The 20,799-nt window shown below is 69.6% G+C and carries 11 protein-coding genes; 7 read left to right on the top strand and 4 right to left on the bottom strand.

The window, feature by feature from the left end; genetic code table 11:
* Positions 1-45: 45 nt before the first annotated feature.
* On the bottom strand, positions 46-912 hold the full coding sequence (locus tag AB0M92_RS01800) for a biotin--[acetyl-CoA-carboxylase] ligase (protein WP_366100118.1): 867 nt from the start codon (positions 910-912) through the stop codon (positions 46-48).
* Between the two features lie 131 nt (positions 913-1,043).
* Here AB0M92_RS01800 and AB0M92_RS01805 point away from each other — a divergent pair, with 131 nt between their 5' ends.
* The 4 genes from AB0M92_RS01805 (at position 1,044) to AB0M92_RS01820 (ending at position 3,850) form a co-directional block, all read left to right on the top strand.
* Positions 1,044-2,639 (top strand): acyl-CoA carboxylase subunit beta, encoded by a 1,596-nt coding sequence (locus AB0M92_RS01805; protein WP_366100119.1) that lies wholly within the window; start codon positions 1,044-1,046, stop codon positions 2,637-2,639.
* Positions 2,640-2,669: 30 nt separating this feature from the next.
* On the top strand, positions 2,670-2,876 hold the full coding sequence (locus tag AB0M92_RS01810; RefSeq protein WP_078864548.1) for an acyl-CoA carboxylase epsilon subunit: 207 nt from the start codon (positions 2,670-2,672) through the stop codon (positions 2,874-2,876).
* Positions 2,877-3,012: 136 nt separating this feature from the next.
* The gene (locus AB0M92_RS01815; protein ID WP_099889787.1) at positions 3,013-3,144 is read left to right on the top strand and encodes a morphogenic membrane protein MmpB; all 132 of its coding nucleotides are present in this window, start codon (positions 3,013-3,015) and stop codon (positions 3,142-3,144) included.
* An 88-nt stretch (positions 3,145-3,232) separates the two neighbouring features.
* Positions 3,233-3,850: a nucleoside triphosphate pyrophosphatase gene (locus AB0M92_RS01820; RefSeq protein ID WP_366100120.1), complete on the top strand. Its 618-nt coding sequence runs from the start codon at positions 3,233-3,235 to the stop codon at positions 3,848-3,850.
* Here AB0M92_RS01820 and AB0M92_RS01825 read toward each other — a convergent pair.
* Complete coding sequence (locus AB0M92_RS01825) at positions 3,831-4,337, bottom strand: hypothetical protein (protein ID WP_366100121.1); 507 nt, start codon at positions 4,335-4,337, stop codon at positions 3,831-3,833. The genes AB0M92_RS01820 and AB0M92_RS01825 overlap by 20 nt on opposite strands.
* Before the next feature lie 385 nt (positions 4,338-4,722).
* Between AB0M92_RS01825 and AB0M92_RS01830 the strand changes: the two genes are divergently transcribed.
* Positions 4,723-6,486 (top strand): biotin carboxylase N-terminal domain-containing protein, encoded by a 1,764-nt coding sequence (locus tag AB0M92_RS01830; RefSeq protein WP_366100122.1) that lies wholly within the window; start codon positions 4,723-4,725, stop codon positions 6,484-6,486.
* Positions 6,487-6,567: 81 nt separating this feature from the next.
* Here AB0M92_RS01830 and AB0M92_RS01835 read toward each other — a convergent pair whose 3' ends face one another.
* Positions 6,568-11,640 (bottom strand): FG-GAP-like repeat-containing protein, encoded by a 5,073-nt coding sequence (locus AB0M92_RS01835; RefSeq protein ID WP_366100123.1) that lies wholly within the window; start codon positions 11,638-11,640, stop codon positions 6,568-6,570.
* A 479-nt stretch (positions 11,641-12,119) separates the two neighbouring features.
* Between AB0M92_RS01835 and AB0M92_RS01840 the strand changes: the two genes are divergently transcribed.
* Complete coding sequence (locus AB0M92_RS01840) at positions 12,120-19,298, top strand: polymorphic toxin-type HINT domain-containing protein (protein WP_366100124.1); 7,179 nt, start codon at positions 12,120-12,122, stop codon at positions 19,296-19,298.
* Positions 19,298-19,693, top strand: a complete 396-nt coding sequence (locus AB0M92_RS01845; RefSeq protein ID WP_366100125.1) for a hypothetical protein — start codon at positions 19,298-19,300, stop codon at positions 19,691-19,693. Before AB0M92_RS01840 ends, AB0M92_RS01845 begins: the two co-directional genes overlap by 1 nt.
* Before the next feature lie 95 nt (positions 19,694-19,788).
* On the opposite strand, the gene AB0M92_RS01850 is transcribed toward AB0M92_RS01845, so the two are convergent.
* Complete coding sequence (locus AB0M92_RS01850) at positions 19,789-20,739, bottom strand: DeoR/GlpR family DNA-binding transcription regulator (RefSeq protein ID WP_366100126.1); 951 nt, start codon at positions 20,737-20,739, stop codon at positions 19,789-19,791.
* Positions 20,740-20,799: the final 60 nt, after the last annotated feature.

The raw sequence follows: 20,799 nt of genomic DNA on the forward strand, positions 1-20,799 counted from the left end.
TCCCCACTCCCCGCGGCCGCGGCCGCGGCCGCGACGGAGGGCCGGCTACCGCACCGACCGCAGGTGGACGACGTCCCCGGCTCCCACGGCCTCGTGCTCGTCCTCGGCCGTACGGACGAGGAGCCGCCCGTCCGCGTCGACCGCTTCGGCCGTCCCGGTGAGCGTGCGCCCGCCGGGCAGGTCGGCCCGTACGTGCCGGCCCAGGGTCACGCAGTCCGCCGCGTACGCCTCCTGGAGTCCGCTGGCGGCCGGGTCGCCGCCCGCCGCCCGCCAGTCCCCGTACCACTGCTCCAGGGAGCGCAGTACGGCCTTCAGCAGGGGTTCGCGGTCCGTCACGGCGGCCTTGGCCAGGATCAGCGACCCGGCTTCCGGCACCGGCAGCTCGTCCTCGGTCAGGGTCACGTTGAGCCCGATCCCGACCACGACCCCGTCGCCCACCCGCTCGGCGAGGATGCCGCCGGTCTTGCGCTCCTCGCCGTTCACGGTGACGAGCAGGTCGTTGGGCCACTTGAGTGCCGTGTCCACTCCGGCGGCCCGCGACAGCCCGCTCGCGGCGGCCACCCCGGCCAGCAGGGTCAGCCACCCCCACCGCTCCTGCGGTACGGAGTCGCCGGGCTTGAGCAGGACGGAGAAGAACAGCCCGGACCGCGGCGGCGCGACCCAGCTCCGGTCGAGCCGGCCGCGCCCGGCGGTCTGCTCCTCGGCGACGAGCACGGCCCCCTCGGGCAGCCGCCCCGCACGGGCCGCGAGATCGGTGTTGGTGGACCCGGTGGCGGCGACCACCTCGACCGAGGTCCACAGCCCCCCGTCGGTGACGAGGGCCCGCTCCAGCGCGGCGGCGCCCAAAGGCGGCCGCTCAAGGCTCGACCAACGGCCGGCGGAAGCCGCACCTGATGCATCTGATGGCGTCATGCAAGCCAGATTAGGTGTGTCAAACGCCGCACTGCCGAGCGCCATGCCCGCCGATACGCTACGCACCAGTAGCCAGCAGTAGTCAATCAATTGACCAGGCAGTTGACACCACACAGGGAGCCGCGACCCCGATGTCACAACCCTCAGAGCCGATCGACACGCACACGACCGCGGGCAAGATCGCGGACCTGCAGCGCCGCATCGACGAAGCCACTCACGCCGGGTCCGCGCGCGCGGTGGAGAAGCAGCACGCCAAGGGGAAGCTGACGGCGCGTGAGCGGGTCGCCCTGCTGCTGGACGAGGGGTCCTTCGTCGAGCTCGACGAGTTCGCCCGGCACCGCTCGACCGCCTTCGGGCTGGAGAAGACCCGTCCCTACGGCGACGGCGTCGTCACCGGCTACGGCACGGTGGACGGCCGCCCGGTCGCCGTGTTCTCGCAGGACTTCACGGTCTTCGGCGGGGCCCTCGGCGAGGTCTACGGGCAGAAGATCATGAAGGTCATGGACTTCGCCCTCAAGACCGGCTGCCCGCTCGTCGGCATCAACGACTCCGGCGGCGCCCGCATCCAGGAGGGCGTCAGCGCGCTCGGCATGTACGGCGAGATCTTCCGCCGCAACGTCCACGCGTCCGGCGTCATCCCGCAGATCAGTCTGATCGTGGGCCCGTGCGCCGGCGGCGCCGTGTACTCCCCCGCCATCACCGACTTCACCGTGATGGTCGATCAGACCTCGCACATGTTCATCACCGGCCCGGACGTCATCAAGACGGTCACCGGCGAGGACGTGGGCTTCGAGGAGCTCGGCGGCGCGCGCACCCACAACTCCACCTCCGGCGTGGCCCACCACATGGCCGGGGACGAGAAGGACGCCATCGAGTACGTCAAGAACCTGCTGGCGTACCTGCCGTCGAACAACCTCTCCGAGCCGCCCGCCTTCCCCGAGGAGGCGGACACCGAGGTCACCGACACCGACCGCGAGCTCGACGTACTGATCCCGGACAGCGCGAACCAGCCGTACGACATGCACACCGTGATCGAGCACGTGCTCGACGACGCGGAGTTCCTGGAGACGCAGTCGCTGTTCGCGCCGAACATCCTCACCGGTTTCGGCCGCGTCGAGGGCCACCCGGTGGGCATCGTCGCCAACCAGCCGATGCAGTTCGCCGGCTGCCTGGACATCAACGCCTCCGAGAAGGCCGCCCGCTTCGTGCGGACCTGCGACGCCTTCAACATCCCGGTGCTGACGTTCGTGGACGTCCCGGGCTTCCTGCCGGGCACGGACCAGGAGTACAACGGAATCATCCGGCGCGGCGCGAAGCTGATCTACGCGTACGCCGAGGCCACCGTCCCGCTGATCACCGTCATCACCCGCAAGGCCTTCGGCGGCGCGTACGACGTCATGGGCTCCAAGCACCTCGGCGCGGACCTGAACCTGGCCTGGCCGACCGCGCAGATCGCCGTCATGGGCGCGCAGGGCGCGGTCAACATCCTGCACCGGCGGGCCATCGCCGAGGCGGAGGAGGCCGGCACCGCCGAGGAGACGCGGGCCCGGCTCATCGCGGAGTACGAGGACACGCTGCTGAACCCGTACACGGCCGCCGAGCGCGGGTACGTGGACGCGGTGACCATGCCGTCGGAGACCCGGGCGCACGTGGTCAAGGGGCTGCGGCAGCTGCGCACCAAGCGTGAGTCGCTGCCCCCGAAGAAGCACGGCAACATCCCCCTCTAGGACGCTGGAACGCTAGGAGGCAGTCCCGTGGTGATCAAGGTCGTCAAGGGGAATCCGACGCCCGAGGAGCTGGCCGCCGCACTGGCGGTGGTCCAAGCGCGCGCGGCGGTGCTGGCATCGGCACCGTCGGGCGCCGCGCGGGTGGCGGACGAATGGTCGGCGCCGGCCCGGGTGGCGCGGCGGACGATGCCGCAGCCGGGGCCGCGCGCGTGGGCCCGTACGTACTGGCCCGGATAGGCGGCCCGGACGGGCGGCCCGGGGCGTGCCGGCCCGGACGGGCCCCCGTCCGCTCGTGAAGATGACGTGAACGGACCGTGGCGCCTGAGTACCCGTACTCAGGCGCCACACCGGTCGGCGGGGTCAGGATCGGGGCATGCTCTGGTCAGACCCGAAGAACGAGCCGCCCAAGGACATGCGCGACGCGCAGGCGATGGTCCGGCGGATGACCGTCGTGGTCGTCCTCGCCATGCTGGTGGTCGTGTACGTGCTGGGGGTGGGTTTCTAGCCGGGCCGAAAGGGCGTCCGGCGGGACGCCCGGAGGGGCGTCCGAAGGGGCGTCCGCAGCGGTGGGGCCCGCGCCTACGATGGCGGGCATGACTGCTGCTGCCCAGGCCCCCGCCCACGCCCTCGTCCTCGCCTCCGCCTCGCCCGCCCGGCTCAACCTGCTGCGGCAGGCCGGGCTGGCCCCGCACGTGATCGTCAGCCACTTCGACGAGGACGCGCTCAGCGCGGATTCCCCGGCCGAGCTGGCCCTGGCGCTGGCCGAGGCCAAGGCGGGGGTCGTGGCGGCCCTGGACGAGGCCGCGGGCGCCCTGGTGATCGGCTGCGACTCGGTGCTGGAGCTGGACGGCGAGGCGCTCGGCAAGCCCGCGGACGCCGCGGAGGCCACCGCCCGCTGGACGTCGATGCGCGGACGGGCCGGCGTGCTGCGCACCGGGCACTGCGTGATCGACACGGCGACCGGCCGTCAGGTTTCGGCCACGGCCTCCACGACGGTCCGGTTCGGCGAGCCGACGGACGCCGAGGTGGCCGCGTACGTGGCCAGCGGCGAGCCGCTGCACGTGGCCGGGGCCTTCACCCTGGACGGGCTGTCGGCGCCGTTCATCGAGGGCATCGACGGGGACCACGGGAACGTCATCGGGCTGTCGATGCCGCTGCTGCGCTCCCTGCTGGCCGAACTGGGAGTGTCCATCACGGATTTGTGGGCTTGAGCCCCCCGTACGGCGGCGGCGGGGCGTCCTGGGGGCCCGGACCGCCCTGCCCGCCGGAGGCGCCCGCAGAAGGCGTCCCGGCCGCGCCCTGAGCCGCGTGGAGCACCAGGGTCAGGACCAGCAGGCACAGGATCACCATCGTCACCGCGAAGGCGCCCCAGCCGACCAGTCCGACGGCGAGGGCGCCGAGCACCCCGTGGACGACGGCCGCGGTGACGAGCACGACGCGGGCGAAGGTGCCGGGCGCGCGGTCGCGTACGGCCGCCACGGCGAGGAGCACGGCGCACAGGAGCAGGAACGCGCCGATGCCCGCCCCCATCACGTACGTGGCCGTAGACATGACATCCGGGTCCATGCCGGCTATGGACATCGACTGGTTGCGGGTTGTCTTGCCCAGGACGACGTGGACGAGGACCAGCACCGCCGCCTCGGCGACGAGCACGACCGCGGCCAGCCCGGCCACGAATCTGCGCAGTACGACGCCCACGACGACACACCCCTCCCCCGCCGGCCGATCACAAGCCTGTTCGACGCCCTGGAGGCTACTAACGGGTAAACGTACGGACAAGGGGTCCGGGCAGCTTCGTTACGCGGGGTGCCGTCTCCGGCGATCACGCAAAGAATGTGTGGGCCGTTCGTAGGGACTCGACAAAGAATCACGGGGGCCCGCTGACCGGGCGAACAGAGACCTCGGACGGGTGACGGGGTTACTGTGCAGTCGGGGATCCCCCTGACCTGGGGCGCCACAAGGGCTTTCCTCGCTTGAGGCGGACTCGAATCACACTCTGTGTGGGCAAGGTCACCTCTAGGGGAGGGTCGAAACCCCGTGTGGGCTGTCCCTAAACTCAGCTTGTTTCAAGGAGGGAGCCATCGTGCGCAAGGTGCTCATCGCCAACCGTGGCGAAATCGCTGTCCGCGTTGCTCGGGCCTGCCGGGATGCCGGAATCGCAAGCGTAGCCGTCTACGCCGATCCGGACCGGGACGCTCTGCATGTCCGCGCGGCCGACGAAGCGTTCGCGTTGGGCGGTGACACCCCGGCCGCCAGCTACTTGGACATCTCCAAGGTCCTGCAGGCCGCAGCCGATTCCGGCGCGGACGCCATCCATCCCGGATACGGCTTCCTCTCCGAGAACGCGGAGTTCGCCCAGGCCGTGCTCGACGCCGGCCTGACCTGGATCGGCCCGCCGCCGCAGGCCATCCGCGACCTCGGCGACAAGGTGGCCGCCCGTCACATCGCCCAGCGCGCGGGCGCCCCGCTCGTCGCGGGCACGCCGGACCCGGTCTCCGGGGCCGACGAGGTCGTCGCGTTCGCCCGGGAACACGGCCTGCCGATCGCGATCAAGGCCGCCTTCGGCGGCGGCGGCCGCGGCCTGAAGGTCGCCCGCACCCTCGAAGAGGTGCCGGAGCTCTACGACTCGGCCGTCCGCGAGGCCGTTGCCGCCTTCGGCCGCGGCGAGTGCTTCGTCGAGCGCTACCTCGACAAGCCGCGCCACGTCGAGACGCAGTGCCTCGCCGACTCCCACGGCAACGTGGTCGTCGTCTCCACCCGCGACTGCTCCCTCCAGCGCCGCCACCAGAAGCTGGTCGAGGAAGCCCCCGCGCCGTTCCTGTCGGAGGCTCAGAACGCCGAGCTTTACGCGGCGTCGAAGGCCATCCTGAAGGAGGCCGGCTACGTCGGCGCGGGCACGGTGGAGTTCCTGGTCTCCGCCGACGGCCTGATCTCCTTCCTGGAGGTCAACACCCGCCTCCAGGTCGAGCACCCGGTCACCGAAGAGGTCTCCGGCATCGACCTGGTCCGCGAGATGTTCCGCATCGCCGACGGCGAGGAGCTCGGCTACGGCGACCCGGTCCTGCGCGGCCACTCCATCGAGTTCCGCATCAACGGCGAGGACCCGGGCCGCGGCTTCCTGCCGGCTCCGGGCACCGTCACCCGGTTCGCCCCGCCCACCGGCCCGGGCGTCCGCCTCGACACGGGCGTCGAGACCGGCTCGGTCATCGGGCCGGCCTGGGACTCCCTGCTGGCGAAGCTGATCGTCACCGGCGCCACGCGCGAGCAGGCCCTCCAGCGTGCGGCGCGCGCCCTGGCCGAGTTCGAGGTCGAGGGCATGGCCACGGCCATCCCGTTCCACCGCGCGGTCGTCGTGGACCCCGCCTTCGCTCCGAAGGACGGCAGCCCGTTCACCGTCTTCACCCGGTGGATCGAGACCGAGTTCGTCAACGACATCCCCGCGTTCGCCGCCCCGGCGGCCGAGGACACCGAGGACGAGCCGGGCCGCGAGACCGTGGTCGTGGAGGTCGGCGGCAAGCGCCTGGAGGTCTCCCTCCCGTCCTCGCTGGGGATGACGCTGGCCCGTACGGCAGCGGCGGGCGGCGCGAAGCCGAAGCGCCGCGCGGCGAAGAAGTCCGGCCCGGCCGCCTCGGGCGACACGCTCGCCTCGCCGATGCAGGGCACGATCGTCAAGGTCGCGGTCGAGGAGGGCCAGCAGGTCAACGAGGGCGACCTGGTGGTCGTACTGGAGGCCATGAAGATGGAGCAGCCGCTGAACGCGCACCGCTCCGGCACGATCGTCGGCCTGACCGCCGAGGTCGGCGCGAGCCTCACCTCGGGCGCCACCATCTGCGAGATCAAGGACTGATCCCGCGGCCGCGGCGAACGAAGTCGGCCCCCAGGACCCGTTCGGGTCCTGGGGGCCGATCTCATGTGCGGCTCCCGGCGGCTACCAGGTGCCGGGCTGTGCCGTCCAGCTCTTCACCGGGGGCTCGAACCCGCCGTCGGTCTTGGCCTTGAAGCCGAAGAACGCGTTGTTTCCGGCGGAGTAGTTGTACATGATCGCGATGTCGTCGCGACCGTCCTTGTCGAGGTCGCCGGAGACCGGGTTCCCGGTGTTCTCCAGGTACCAGGAGTTCTCCGGGCTCTCCCAGCTCTTGACGGGGGCGTTGACCCCGCCGTCGGGCTTGCCCGTCAGGGTGAACGCGGCCGAGCGGCCGTTGTCGTACCTGAACAGGATGGCGGCGTCGGCCCGGCCGTCGCCGTTGTAGTCGCCCGAGGTGAGCTTGGAGCGGTTGTAGTCCCATACGCCCGGGGCGGCGCTCCACGACTTGACGGGGGCCGCGAAGCCGCCGTCGGGCTTGCCGAACAGGGTGTACGTCTCGACGGAACCGTCGCCGTGGCCGTACAGGGCGAGGATGTCGTCGCGGCCGTCCTTGTTGAAGTCGCCCGTGACGTGCTTGGACTCGTTCCAGCACCAGTTTCCGGCGCCGGAGTTCCAGCTGCCGAACTGCTGGTCGAACGTGCCGTCCGCCTTCGAGAGGAAGGTGTGCGTACCGGTGGAGCAGCCGCCGTGGTCGTACGTCATGGCCACGTCGTCGCGCTTGTCGCCGTTGAAGTCGCCGGCGACGAGCTTGGCCTTCTTCGCCTCCCAGTTGCCCGGGCCGACGTAGGCGCTGCGCGCCAGGTTGGTGAAGGTGCCGTCGGCGTTGCCGATGAAGGTGAACAGGCCGTTCGATCCGCTGCCGTAGTCGTACAGCGCGGCCAGGTCGTCGCGGCCGTCGTTGTTGAAGTCGCCGGCGACCCACTGCGAGTCGCTGTAGCGCCAGTTCCAGGCCCCGCTGTTGAACCCGAGGACCGGGGCGCCGTATCCGCTGCCGTCGGCCTTGCCGGGCGCGACGTAGAGGGCCATCGCGTCGCTGCCGTAGTCGTAGACGGTGGCCACGTCGGACCGGCCGTCGCCGTTGAAGTCGCCGCTCAGTTCGGTGCGCTTGTCCATGGTGCGGTCGTTCGCCTTGTGCTCGACGCTGACGCCCGTGGTGTTGTTGTGACGGATGTAGCCGCCCGAGAAGTCCTCGCGGGGGCCGCCGTAGACGCCGTACTCGTCCGACTGCGGGTAGCCCAGCCAGCTCTTCTCGGCGCCGAGGCTGACCCACTTCTCACGGATCGTGCCGCGGACCGACCAGGCCCTGCCGGTGGTGGTCGTCCAGTAGATGGAGGCCGTGTCGGACGTCTGGCCGCGGTGGCGGAAGTGGTTGTAGCGGCCGATGCCGTCGGGGTGGTTGGTCTCGTCGGTGGTCGGGTATCCGAGCGGGCCGCTGGGGCCGCCGAGCTCGATGTACTTCTTGTAGATGGTGCCCCGGACCGACTGGCCTCCGAAGTCCCACGTCCAGTAGATGGCACCCCCGCCACCGCCGCCGAAGGTGCTGAACCAGCCGACGTTGTCGAAGGTGAGGGCCTCGTCGGAGGTCGGGTAGCCCATGACGCCCTTCTCGGCGCCGAGGCTCATCCACTTGTCACGGATGCCGTTGACGACCGTCCACGCGCCGCTGCTCGGGTGCCAGTAGATGGACCCGCTGTCGCTGCCGTCCCCGTCCCGGCGGAAGTGCACGAAGCGCCCCACCGCGTCGGACGACTCGGTGACGTCGGTGCTCGGGTAGCCGAGGCCCGCGGTGCCCCCCTTGGCGATGAACTTCGCCAGGATCGGCCCGCACAGCTGGCGCGGGGTGGTCGTACCGGGCTTGGTGAACGCCTGGCACTCGGACCACGGGGTACCGCCGAGGACCAGCTTGCGGCCGGGACCGAAGGCGGAGCCGCCGCTCGGGGCGCGGCCCGGGAACTCGGTGATCTGGCCGTTGCCGTCGCGCGACCAGAGGTCGGCGTGGCCGTCCTTCTCGAAGTCGCCGTCGGTGGACAGGTGCGGGTAGGCCGCGCCGGTGAAGCCGGTGCCGATCGAGGCCGTCCGGACGGCCGGGTCGCGGTAGACCGTCAGGTCGATCACCGCGGGCGACGTGTTGGTGGTCGTCTTCTTGCTGGTGTACTGGTGGATCTTGCCGCTGACCGTGTCGCGGGCCCAGATCTCCGGCAGCGCGTCACCGTTCAGGTCACCCGGCGTCATGACCGTCATGTTCTGCCAGTCGGCGTTGCCGAGCAGGATCGGCTCGAAACCGGGAAGGGCGACCATGCCGGTCGGCGTCCCGAAGTAGAGCCACAGCTCACCGCCCTTCTTGACCAGCATGTCGGGCACGTCGCTGTCGTCGGTCTTGCCGTCGCCGTTGTCGTCGTTGACGCTGCCGATCGACACCACCTGGTCGGCCTGGGCCCAGTGGTTGTGGTCGGTCACCCCGTCCTCGAAGGCCGTCACCTCGAACCCCTGGGTGTCCAGGGGCTGGAGGTCGCCGTCGCCCTTGCCGGGGTAGACCCACAGGGTGTTGCGGGAGGGGTCGCCGTTCTGCGGGCGCAGGACGAGGAGGTCCTCGTAGTAGTCCTCGTTCCAGCTGTTGTGGTGGCTCATCGACTTGACGTTGCCGAAGGAGGCGTGGTTCAGCTTCCGGGACAGGTCGAACGAGCCGTCGCCCTTGCCCGGGTGCATCCACAGCTGGCCGGAGCCCGGGTCGACGCTCCACAGGTCGACGGTGGTGTCGCCGTTGAGGTCGCCCGGCTTGTCGCGGACCGGCTGGCGCTTGGCGTAGAAGAGGTACGACTTCAGGTCCGAGCGGTTGCCGGAGGCGTCCAGGCTGCGGACGTACATGATCTGCGGGCCGGCCGTCGTCGGCTTGTACTTGACGTCCACCGAGCCGCCGGGGGCTGCCGGGGCGGCCTCCTGGACCTTGGGGTCGGACTCCGTCCACCACTGGTACTTGGTGATGTCGCTCTCGCCACCGGAGGTCAGCTTGAACGTTCCCTCGGTACGGGCGTAGGCGGTGTTGTCCGGGTCGTTCTCCGGGAACTGCACCGAGGAGACGCCGGGCAGGGAGGCCGGGCGGGTCGCGTCGATGGTGAACAGGCACTGGCCGGCCCAGGGGCCGTCCGCCGTCCCGTCGTTGCCGCGGACGTCCCAGCGGTAGGTGTTGCTGGCGAGGCCCGCGGCGGGGATTCTCAGCTCGGCCATGTTTCCGCTGGCCACGGGGACCCGGGCGGTCTTCAGCGTGCCGTAGTCGCTCGCGTTCCAGTAGTGGAACTCCGCGGACAGCGAGTTGTCCTCGGCGTCGGAGACGCGGGCGCGCAGCACGACGTTGTCGGTGGTGCCGATCTGGCCGCCGTTGCAGGCGACCGACGGGCTGGAGCTGCGATCGTACGGGGCGGTGGGCAGCGTGTTGAACTTGGTCGAGATGCGGGCGCTGTCCGGGTTGAACTTGCGCCACGACACGTCGACGGTGTCGTTCGCGGACTTCAGGCCCATGGTCCAGGCCGGCCAGTGGTATCGGGCTGCGTCGGCGACCGCGGAGGTCACGTTCAGCTCGATGGTGTCGCCGTCACCGGGGCAGTTGCGGCCCCCGAAGGACTGGCCGGAGGCGTCGACCATGCGCTTCCAGGCGGGCTGGTTGTTCCAGGTGGTGCCGCCGCCGATGGCGTCGGTGTCCCAGATCTGGAGCTGGCCGGACTGGCAGCTCCAGGAACCCGCGTACTTCTGCTGGATGCGGAAGGTGGATTCCACGATCTGCTTGTCCCACATGGAACCCATGCCGACCTGGAAGAAGGTCTTCGCGCAGACGGTGCCGCCGTTGGCCCCGTCCTTGGCGCAGCCGACCCGGGCCTCCTTGCTGAGCGTGCCGCCGTTCCAGTAGTTGGTGTTGGCGGAGTTCGCGAAGGCGGTGTGCTTGTAGGCGATCGCCCAGGCCGACTTCCAGTCGTCCCGCCACACCGGGTCGATGACGACCGGGTAGGTGGTCCCGGCAGCGGTGAGCAGCTTGCGGTCGGGCGTCAGGGTGAGCTTGGAGCCCTTGAGGTCGACACCGAGGTCGGCCTCCTTGGAGCCGTTGGAGATGCCGTCGACGGCGGGCACCGGGGGAATCGGGGCCGCGGCGGGGGCGGCGTCCTTCGGCGCCGGGGCGGCCTGGAGGCCGGAGGTCTTGGGGGCCGCGTCCTTCGGGGGTGCCGACTTCGAGGCGGCGTCCTTCGGGACGTCGGACTTCGGGACGTCGGACTTCGGCGCGGCGCCCTTCGGGGCGTCGGACTTCGGGGCCGGGGTGGTCGGCGTCGGGCCCGTCGTACCGGCGGTGGACTCGGGGAGGATCTCGTCGGCGCCGGAGTCCCACATCTGCGGCTTGGCGGCGCTGAACACCGTCTTGCCGACCGGGTCCACCGCGCGGAGCTCGCCGCTCGCCTCCTTGCGGATGGTGACGCCCTTGCCTTCGAGGCCGAAGTCGAGGCTCGCGAGGGCCGGGTTCTCGGCGGCCTTGCGCGTCTTGACGACGATCTGGTGCGAGAAGCCGTTCACGTCGGCGCTGACGCGCAGGTCCACGTCGTCCAGGACGTTCGCGTACGTGGCGCTGTTGCCCTCCAGCTTCGGCGCCGGGAGCGCCTTCGGCCAGGTCAGCGAGACGTCCCGGCCGTCCTTGCGCAGGGTGGCCAGCGGGCCCGCGCCGCCGCCGGAGAAGGACAGGCCGACGGCGGTCGCCGCCGGGGCTATGCGCCCGCCGTCCACCTTCGCCAGCGTGGTGTCCGCGTCCACGAGCTTGCCGCCGCGGTACACGCGTACCGGCACCAGCGCGTGATTGGCCGTCAGGGTTCCGTCCGGGTTGGCCCAGACGTCGTCCGTCTCCGTGCGCTTGGACGGGATCTCGACGGGCTTGCCGGACGTCTTCGCCTCGCCCTTGGCCTTCGCCTCCGCGGCGGCCTCGTCCAGGCGCTCCTTGACCTTGTCGACGGCCGGGGCGCCGGACTTGCCCGACGCCGCGGCGGGGATGGCGCCGAGCAGGGTGGTCGTCAACGCGGCGGTCAGCACGGTCGCCGTGGCGACGGCGAACCTTCTGCGGGAGGGCGGATCGTCGACGCGCGCGTGCGTCGCAAATGGTCTCACTGACAGGTCCTCAAAGGTGATGCGGCGGCCGTGCCGAGACGACGATCCACCGACCGATGGCTGAGGCGACCTCCTGCCTCTGGCACTGTTGCGGCCACGCCGGCAATCGGTCACCGATTGTTCGAATGATTTCTAGCAGCCCGGAGAGGGCTTTCAGGCAGAAGCGTCCTGCGGGCGCCAACCCTGAGCAGGTCCGACAAGTTCAGCGGGGAAATTTCATCGCCTTTGCCGTACAACCTTCTTGACGGTTCGTTTACTACGACTTTTGTCACGAATTACCGACCGCCGACGTTCCGAACGCCTTCGACGAGCCACCTGTCGGCTTGTTAGGTTCAGCGCCGTTGTCCCCATAGCGCGGTGGCTCGTTCACCGTGCGCGACGGCTTGGAGTGTTCGAACTTGAAGAGATCCCGGGCGCACGCGTTGCGTGCGCCTCTAAGGCGTGTCTGGCGGTGGCCGATACCGGTCCTGGCGCTCAGCATGCTGACCGCCGGCCTCACCGCCACCCCCGCCATGGCAGCCGGTTCCGACCTGAAGCGGCCCGGCCTGCAGAAGCTCACCAAGGTCGGCGGAGCGCCCGTCACGGGCAAGCCCGCGGCGGGCCCCGCCGAGTCGCAGAAGAACGCGTGGAAGTCCTCCGCGCCGAAGGTCGCCTGGCCGAAGGCCGGTTCGGCCGAGGTCGCCCTTCCGGACGCGTCCGCACCGCCGGCCGTGAGCCTGAAGTCGGCGCCCCAGGGGTCGGCCGGGGCGTTCGCCCTCGCCCCCTCGAAGGCTCCGGGCAACCCGGTCAAGGCGGGCGCCCTGCCCGTCACCTTCGCCGCCCTCCCGGCCGCGGCGGCGGCTGCCGGCCCGAAGTCCGGTGCGAACAGGCAGAGTCCGTCCGCGGACGCCGCACCGGCCGCCGCCTCGTCGGTGAAGCTGAAGGTCGACCTGCACGACCAGGCGGCCGCGAAGAAGGCCGGCCTCGCCAACAGCCTGCTCATGTCGGTGAAGCGCACCGACGAGGGCAAGACCGCGGCCCCGGTCTCGGTCGAACTCGACTACGACGCCTTCAAGAACGCGTACGGCGGCAGCTGGGGTTCCCGGCTCCGCTTCACCGCCGTTCCCGCGTGTGCGCTGACGACGCCGGAGAAGTCGCAGTGCAGGGGCAGCCTTCCGGTCAGCACCAAGAACGACCCGGTGACCGGCAAGCTCATCGCCACCTTCACGGCGCCCCCGGCCTCGGCTCCCGCCCAGTCGGCCGTGTCCTCGGACCAGGCCGGCATGAACCTGTCGTCGGCTCCCTCCGCGGTCACCGCGGCCTCGGCCGGCCAGGGCATGATGCTGGCGGCCACCCCCGGCGCCGACGGCGCGAACGGCACGTTCAAGGCCACCTCCCTGAACCCCTCGGGCTCCTGGCAGGCCGGCGGCTCGGCGGGTGACTTCTCCTGGTCCTACCCGCTGGACATCCCGGCCTCCCTGGGCGGTCCGAGCCCCTCGCTCTCCCTCGGCTACTCCAGCGCCCAGATCGACGGCCGTACGTCGGCCTCCGCGCAGCAGACCTCGTGGGTCGGCGACGGCTGGGACCTGGCCTCGAACTACATCGAGCGGGGCTACGTCCCGTGCAGCCAGGACAAGAAGGCCGGCTCCGGGTTCAACAACCCGAAGGACGACACCGGCGACCTGTGTCACGGCGCGCCGATGGTCACCATGTCGCTGAACGGCGGCTCCACCCAGCTCGTCCTCGACGACACCACGAAGAAGTGGCGGCCGGCGAAGGACGACGGCTCGCGCATCGAGCTGCTCCAGGGTGCCTCGAACGGCGACAAGGAGGGTGACCACTGGAGGTTCACCAACCCCCAGGGCATCCAGTTCTACTTCGGTCTGAACAGGGTTCCGGGCTGGACCACGGGCAAGCCCGTCACCAACTCCGCCTGGAACGTCCCGGTCTACGGCAACCAGCCCGGTGAGCCCTGCTACAACGCGACGTTCGCCGACGCGGTGTGCGACCAGGCCTACCGCTGGAACCTCGACTACGTCGTGGACCCGCGCGGCAACGCGATGACCTACTGGTACCAGAAGGAGGTCAACCACTACGGATCGAACTACAAGATCGCGGGCGGTTCGACCGCCCGGGCGTACGACCGTTCCGGCTGGCTGGACCACATCTCGTACGGCCTGCGCAGCGACAACCTGTTCGCCGAGGCCCCGGCCCAGGTGAACTTCGGCGTCGCCGAGCGCTGCCTCGTCACCTCCTCCTTCGACTGCGACCCGGCGAAGCTGAAGCCGGAGGTCGCCTGGGACATCGCGAAGAACTGGCCCGACACCCCGGGTGACCAGCTCTGCGCGTCCGGCGAGGAGTGCAAGGGCCGGTTCACGCCGACCTTCTTCACCCGCAAGCGCCTGACCGAGGTCTCCACCTCGGTCTGGAACGGCACCGCGCGCAAGCCCGTTGACTCCTGGAAGCTGACCCAGGACTTCCCGATGACGGGCGACGGCACGGACTACCCGCTGTGGCTGGGCGAGATCAAGCACACGGGCAAGAACGGCATGGACACGGCGCTGCCGCCGGTGAAGTTCCGCGGCAAGCAGCTCCCCAACCGCGTCGACGGCGCATCCGACGGCAAGCCGCCGTACCTGCGCTACCGCATCGAGGCGATCGACAGCGAGACCGGTTCGACGATCCTCGCGCACTACAAGGACCCGGAGTGCCGCGCGGCGAACCCGCGCGTCATGCCGACCTCGCCCGAGTCGAACACCCTGCGCTGCTACCCGGTGATCTCCGAGATCCCGGACCCGACCGATCCGCAGCACGAGAAGAAGCTCTACGTCACGGACTGGTTCCACAAGTACGTCGTCGACTGGGTCCAGGAGGAGGACCGCAACGGCAACTCGCCGACGCGGCGCACCGAGTACCAGTTCCTCGGCAACCCGGCGTGGGCGTATGACGACGAGACCGAGATGATGCGTCCCAAGACGCGCACCTGGTCCCAGTGGCGCGGCTACGAACGCGTCCGCACCTTCATCGGCCAGGCCCCCGACAAGCGCTCCATGACGGAGACGCTGTTCTTCCGGGGCCTCGACGGAGACCGGCTCGCCCCCTCGGGCGGCAAGAAGTCGGTCAAGGTCAAGGACTCCGAGGGCAACGAGGTGGCGGACCACCGCCTCTACGCCGGCCAGACCCGTGAGGTCCTGGCGTACAACGGCGAGGGCGGCGCGCTGGAGGCGGCCACGACGTACACCCCGTGGCTGTACGGCCCGACGGCGACGCGCCTGCGCAAGGGAGCGGTGCCCGAGGAGGACATCGAGCCGCAGCAGGCCTTCGTCCAGCAGACGACGGGCGTCAACTCCCGGATCCTGCTGTCCGACGGCCGCGGCTGGCGCCGTACGGCGATGAGCACGACGTACGACAACCGGGGCTTCGCCCAGTCGGTGTCGAACCTCGGCGACGTCGCAGACCCGTCGGACGACAGCTGCACGCGCTACGAGTACGACGACGACCAGACGCGCTGGATCATCGCCCGCCAGAAGCGGGTGGAGACGGTCGCCAAGGCGTGTGACGCCGCCAACGTGTCCCGGCCGGCGGACGTGACGTCCGACGCGCGGATGTACTACGACGCGGCGGGCAACCTGAAGTCCACCGAGTCGCTGTCGGGGTACAACGGGTCCACCCCGGTCTACCAGACCGACGGCAGCGCGACCTTCGACGCGTACGGCCGCATGAAGACGACGACCGACGTCTTCGGCAAGACCTCCAAGGTCGACTACACCCCGGCCTCGGGACAGATCGTCTCCAAGGTCGTCACCACCAACTCCGCGGGTCACACGCAGACCACGGAGACCGACCAGGGCCGCGGTTCGGTCCTGGCCAAGCAGGACACCAACGGTCGCCGTCAGGTGATGCAGTACGACGGCCTCGGCCGTCTGCTGAAGGTCTGGTCCCCGGACCGCGACCCGCTCTCGAAGTCCCCGGACGGCGAGTTCTCGTACGACGTCCGCACCGACGGTCCGGTCGTCATCTCCAACAAGAGTCTGCTGGACGACGGTACGTACCGCACCAGCTACGACATCTACGACAGCAGCCTGCGCATCCGCCAGACCCAGATGGAGGCCCTCGCAGGCGGTCGGCTCATCACCGACACCTTCTACAACAGCCTCGGCCAGGTCTGGAAGAGCAACGGCGCCTACTACACGGCCGGCGCTCCCTCCGGCGTCCAGTGGGAGCCGAGGGACAACGAGGTCCCGTCCTCGACGGTGACCGAGTACGACGGCTCCGGCCGCTCGACCGCCCAGATCTCCCGCAAGCTCGGCGAGGAGACCTCCCGCACGACCACCTCGTACGGCGGGGACAACATCACCGTCGACCCCCCGAAGGGCGAGACCCCGACCCGGGCCTTCCTCGACGGCGCGGGCCGCAAGACGGAGCTGCGCTTCTTCCGCTCGGACTCGCCGACGGGCGCGTACGACAAGACCACGTACGCGTACAACCAGCGCGGCATGATGGAGTCGGTCGTCAACCAGGCCGGCGACAAGTGGGCCTTCGAGTACGACATCCGGGGTCGCCAAACCAAGCAGACGGACCCCGACAAGGGCACGTCGACGATGGCGTACGGGCAGGGTGACCGCCTTGCGACCGTAACGGACGCCCGGGGCAAGACCATCGCCCAGGAGTACGACGACCTGGGCCGCATCATCGCCACTCGCGAGGGGTCGCTGACGGGGCCGAAGCTGACCTCGACCACGTACGACACCCTCCCCGGGGCCGTCGGCCTCCCCGTGTCCTCGACGCGCTACGACAACGGCAACGCGTACACGCAGGAAGTCACAGGCTACGACAACGAGTACCGCCCGACGGGGACGAAGGTCACCATCCCGGCCTCGGAAGGGGAACTCGCCGGTACGTACAGCTTCTCCACCGGGTACCGCCCGAACACCGGTCTCACGGCATGGTCGAGCCAGCCCGCCGTGGGCGGCCTGCCCGCCGAGACGGCCACGATGAAGTACAACCACCTTGAGCTGCCCACCATCATGGGCGTCCAGGGGAAGACCTTCGTCGGCAAGGTCGACTACTCGCCGATGGGCGACGTGCTGCGCACGGAGTCCGGCCCGGCCGGATCCCAGGTCTACTCGACGAACTTCTACGACGAGCAGACGCGCCGCCTCACCCGGACGGTGAACGACAAGGAGCAGTCGCCGAGCCGGATCAACGACACGTCGTACGACTACGACGCGGTCGGCAACATCCTGAAGGTCACCGACAAGGAAGGACCCGGCACCACTCCGCCCACCGACGTCCAGTGCTTCGCGTACGACTACCTGCGCCGCATGAACGAGGCGTGGACCGCGACGGACGACTGTGCGGCCCAGCCTGGCGCATCCGGTCCCGGTTCGAAGCCTCAGGTCGGCGGCCCGAGCGCGTACTGGAACTCGTACAGCTTCGACGCTGCGGGCAACCGCACCAAGGAGGTCCAGCACTCCGCGACCGGTGACCTCACGAAGGACGTCACCCGCACCTACACCTACGGCACTCCCGGTCAGGCCGCAGCCAACGGCCTGAAGAAGGTCGACACGACGGGACCGGGTGGTTCCCGCACCGAGTCCTACACCTACGACGAGGCGGGCAACACCAAGACCCGCACCATCCAGGGCAACACCCAGAACCTTGAGTGGGACGCTCTGGGTCAGCTGGCGAAGGTCACCAAGGGCACCGAGTCGACCGAGTTCGTCTACGACTCCGGTGGCAACCGTCTGATCAAGCGCGAGCCCTCCGGCACCACGCTGTACCTGCCGGGGACCGAGGTCAAGCTCACTGCGGCGGGCAACCTGGAGAGCACGCGCTACTACTCCCACCCGTCCGGCCCGACGATGGTCAAGACGGCCAAGGGCGGGGTGGTAACGACCTCGTACCTGATGGGCGACCAGAACGGCACGGCGACCACGGCCGTGGACGCCACCACCATGGCGATCACCCGTCGCAAGTTCACGCCGTACGGCGATGTTCGCGGGGCAGCCCCGTCCCTGTGGCCCGGCAAGAAGGGCTTCGTCGGCGGAGAGATCGACGAGTCCACGGGGCTCGTGCATCTGGGTGCTCGGGAGTACGACCCTGCGACCGGCCGGTTCCAGTCGGTTGACCCCATCGTCGACTTCAACGAGCCCAAGCAGCAGAACCCGTACGCCTACGCGAACAACTCGCCGGTGACGTTCAGCGACCCCAGCGGTCTCTCCATCGCACCGCCCGTGATGCCGATCAAGGACTTCTCGGACGCCGAGGCGGCCTGGGCGAACATGATCCAGGGCAAGAGCGCCCTGGACATCGCGCTCGAAGTCGCGATGGGCATTCTGAAGGACGCTTCGGGTTACAACGACATCCGTGACTGCCTGGGCGGCGACTGGGGCGCGTGCGCCGGCCTCGCCTTGGATGCGGCACTGCCCTTCGCGGGCCGTGCAAAGCGCATTCTCAAGGCACTGGATCGCGCCTGGGACGCCTTCAACAGCTGGGCGCACAAGCTGGCTCTGGCGCGAGACATCCTCAGGCGGGTCGAGCGTTACCAGCAGGCCATGGCCAAGTACGCCGAGGACCTGGCCGAGTGGAAACGGCAGATAGAGGAAGCCGCCGAACGCGCGAGAAAACTGGAGGAAGAAGCAGCGGCGGCCCGAAGAAGGGCGCAAGAGGCAGCGGCCGCAGCTGCCAAGCGAGCCGACGAAGCCAAGGCCACGGCGGCCAAACAGGGCAAGGCCTCCGCCACGAAGGCCAAGAAGGCCGACGGCGACGGCAAGGCGTCGAAGTCGGACGAGACGAAGAAGGCCGATGGCCCGAAGAAGTCGACCGCCAAGGACTCCGACGGCGGCGCTCCTGAGAATGGGACCTGCAACAGCTTCGTTCCAGGCACCGATGTCCTCATGGCAGACGGCTCGTCGAAGCCCATCGAGGACGTCGCCCTCGGCGACGAAGTCGTGGCCACGAATGCCGAGACCGGAGCCACCAGCGCTCAGCCTGTCGTCGCGCAGATCATCGGCGATGGGCAGAAGAACCTCGTCGAGATCACGATCGACACCGACGGCGCCAAGGGTGACGCGTCCGAAACCCTGACCGCCACCGACGGCCACCCGTTCTGGGTCCCGTCGCTGGACAAGTGGCTGAAGGCCACCGACCTCACGGCCGGCCAGTGGCTGCAGACCTCCTCCGGTACCTGGGTCCAGGTCACCGAGGTCCGGCGCTGGACCCAGCAGAAGAAGGTCCGCAACCTCACCGTCGCGAGCGAGCACACCTACTATGTGTTGGCGGGCTCGACTCCGGTACTGGTTCACAACTGCGGTGACAGCCGTCCCGACTTCAATTCCACCCAATCGGCGAACGACCACTACGCCAAGCACGTCAAGGGCGTCGATGTTCGTCGCAAGAAGGGCAAGCAGCGCGAGCCGAAGGCTGTCGAAGCCGACATGCCGGAGTTCGACCACATGGGCGGAAAGCGCGCCTACCGGGAAGCAGCCCGGGACTTCATGAGCGGCGACGGACCTGACGGCTCCATCTCCGTACTGACATCGAGCGGTGGTATGCACCGGTTCGATCCGGCCACTGGATATTATGGATACCTGAACAGCGGAGGAACGATCTCGACATTCTTCCGACCGGCAGAGGGCTTGTCGTATTTCCGGCGGTGGACCATGAAGGACAAGTAATGTTGTTCCTGGACCGATACCAGGCAGTTCTCGAAAGGTCGGGCCGTCGCGGCCCCACCACCCCGTTTCGGGCGATCGAGACATGGGCGGACTTCGTCGAGGACTGCCAGGACGGCTACGAGGCAACCTTGTTCGAGTACTGGGACGAGATCTCGATCAGGCGCTTCCTGCAGTCGCTGCTCGACGACCCGGTAGTCCGCGAAACTCCGGAGATCCAGTGGTTCGCGGCCGATGTTCATCGAATCGACGATGAATTCAAGCAGGTGATCCTCGGAGGCTTCGCCGTTCCAGGGGACAGAAAGTGGTGGTGGGAGTCGACGCTCCCGAGAGAAGCAGGAGAGGAAATGGCGCGAAACGTGAAGGACCTGTACGGCTTCGAGATGGAAACCGTTTAGCGAGCCTTCACACGCGGAAGTGAGGGGCCGGTCCGGTAACGGGCCGGCCCCTTGCCGTTGATTACGGCAACGCGAGGACCGCAGACGAAAGGCGGTCACCGGCGCCGGAGGTCCGCCACCCTTGCTCGTTCGCGTTCCCCCGGCTGGGGGTCCGGGAGGGGGCCCGCGCTGCGGAGTTGGTGGGCGCCCCGGCGCTGGACCGGGAGCGGCGACTCGCGGCGCGGGCGGCGGCCCGCCGGGCCGTCACCCGCACCGCCGGAGGCCACGCCCCCGGCGATCGTGATCTGGACGCCCTGGTCGGCCAGCGCCTGGAGCTCCGTGGCCGCGCGGTCGTCGTGCGGCGGCGGCTCGTCCGTGACCAGACGGGTCATCACATCGGTCGGCACCGTCTGGAACATGGTGTCGGTGCCCAGCTTCGTGTGGTCCGCGAGGACCACCACCTCCGCCGCCGCCTGGACCAGGGCCCGGTCCACGCTCGCCGACAGCATGTTGGACGTCGACAGGCCGCGTTCCGCGGTCAGGCCGCTGCCGGACAGGAAGGCCCGGGAGACCCGCAGCCCCTGGAGGGACTGCTCCGCCCCGCTGCCGACCAGCGCGTAGTTGGAGCCGCGGAGGGTGCCGCCCGTCATCACCACCTCCACCCGGTTGGCGTGCGCCAGGGCCTGGGCGACCAGCAGCGAGTTGGTGACGACGGTCAGTCCGGGCACCCGGGCGAGCCGGCGGGCCAGCTCCTGGGTCGTGGTGCCCGCGCCGACGACGACGGCCTCGCCTTCTTCGACGAGACCGGCCGCCACGTCGGCGATGGCGGTCTTCTCCGCCGTCGCGAGATGGGACTTTTGCGGAAATCCGGACTCCCGCGTGAAACCGCCCGGCAAAACCGCACCGCCATGTCGGCGGTCGAGGAGTCCTTCGGCCTCCAGCGCCCGCACGTCCCGCCGTACGGTCACTTCGGAGGTCTGGACGACGCGGGCGAGCTCCCGGAGCGATACCGCTCCGTTGGCCCGCACCATTTCGAGAATCAATTGGCGACGTTCTGCAGCGAACACGAAACTGACAGTAACCCCAACGACCGTCTTGTTTCAGCTCCTTGCGCCGGAATACCGAAG

This window comes from Streptomyces sp. NPDC051582 (assembly GCF_040681715.1).
Taxonomy (GTDB): domain Bacteria; phylum Actinomycetota; class Actinomycetes; order Streptomycetales; family Streptomycetaceae; genus Streptomyces.

What these genes read in the sequence shown, in the direction of transcription:
- AB0M92_RS01800 (WP_366100118.1), bottom strand. Translation starts at nt 912, where the DNA reads ATGACGCCATCAGATGCATCAGGTGCGGCTTCCGCCGGCCGTTGGTCG.
- AB0M92_RS01805 (WP_366100119.1), top strand. Translation starts at nt 1,044, where the DNA reads ATGTCACAACCCTCAGAGCCGATCGACACGCACACGACCGCGGGCAAG.
- AB0M92_RS01815 (WP_099889787.1), top strand. Translation starts at nt 3,013, where the DNA reads ATGCTCTGGTCAGACCCGAAGAACGAGCCGCCCAAGGACATGCGCGAC.
- AB0M92_RS01820 (WP_366100120.1), top strand. Translation starts at nt 3,233, where the DNA reads ATGACTGCTGCTGCCCAGGCCCCCGCCCACGCCCTCGTCCTCGCCTCC.
- AB0M92_RS01840 (WP_366100124.1), top strand. Translation starts at nt 12,120, where the DNA reads ATGCTGACCGCCGGCCTCACCGCCACCCCCGCCATGGCAGCCGGTTCC.
- AB0M92_RS01845 (WP_366100125.1), top strand. Translation starts at nt 19,298, where the DNA reads ATGTTGTTCCTGGACCGATACCAGGCAGTTCTCGAAAGGTCGGGCCGT.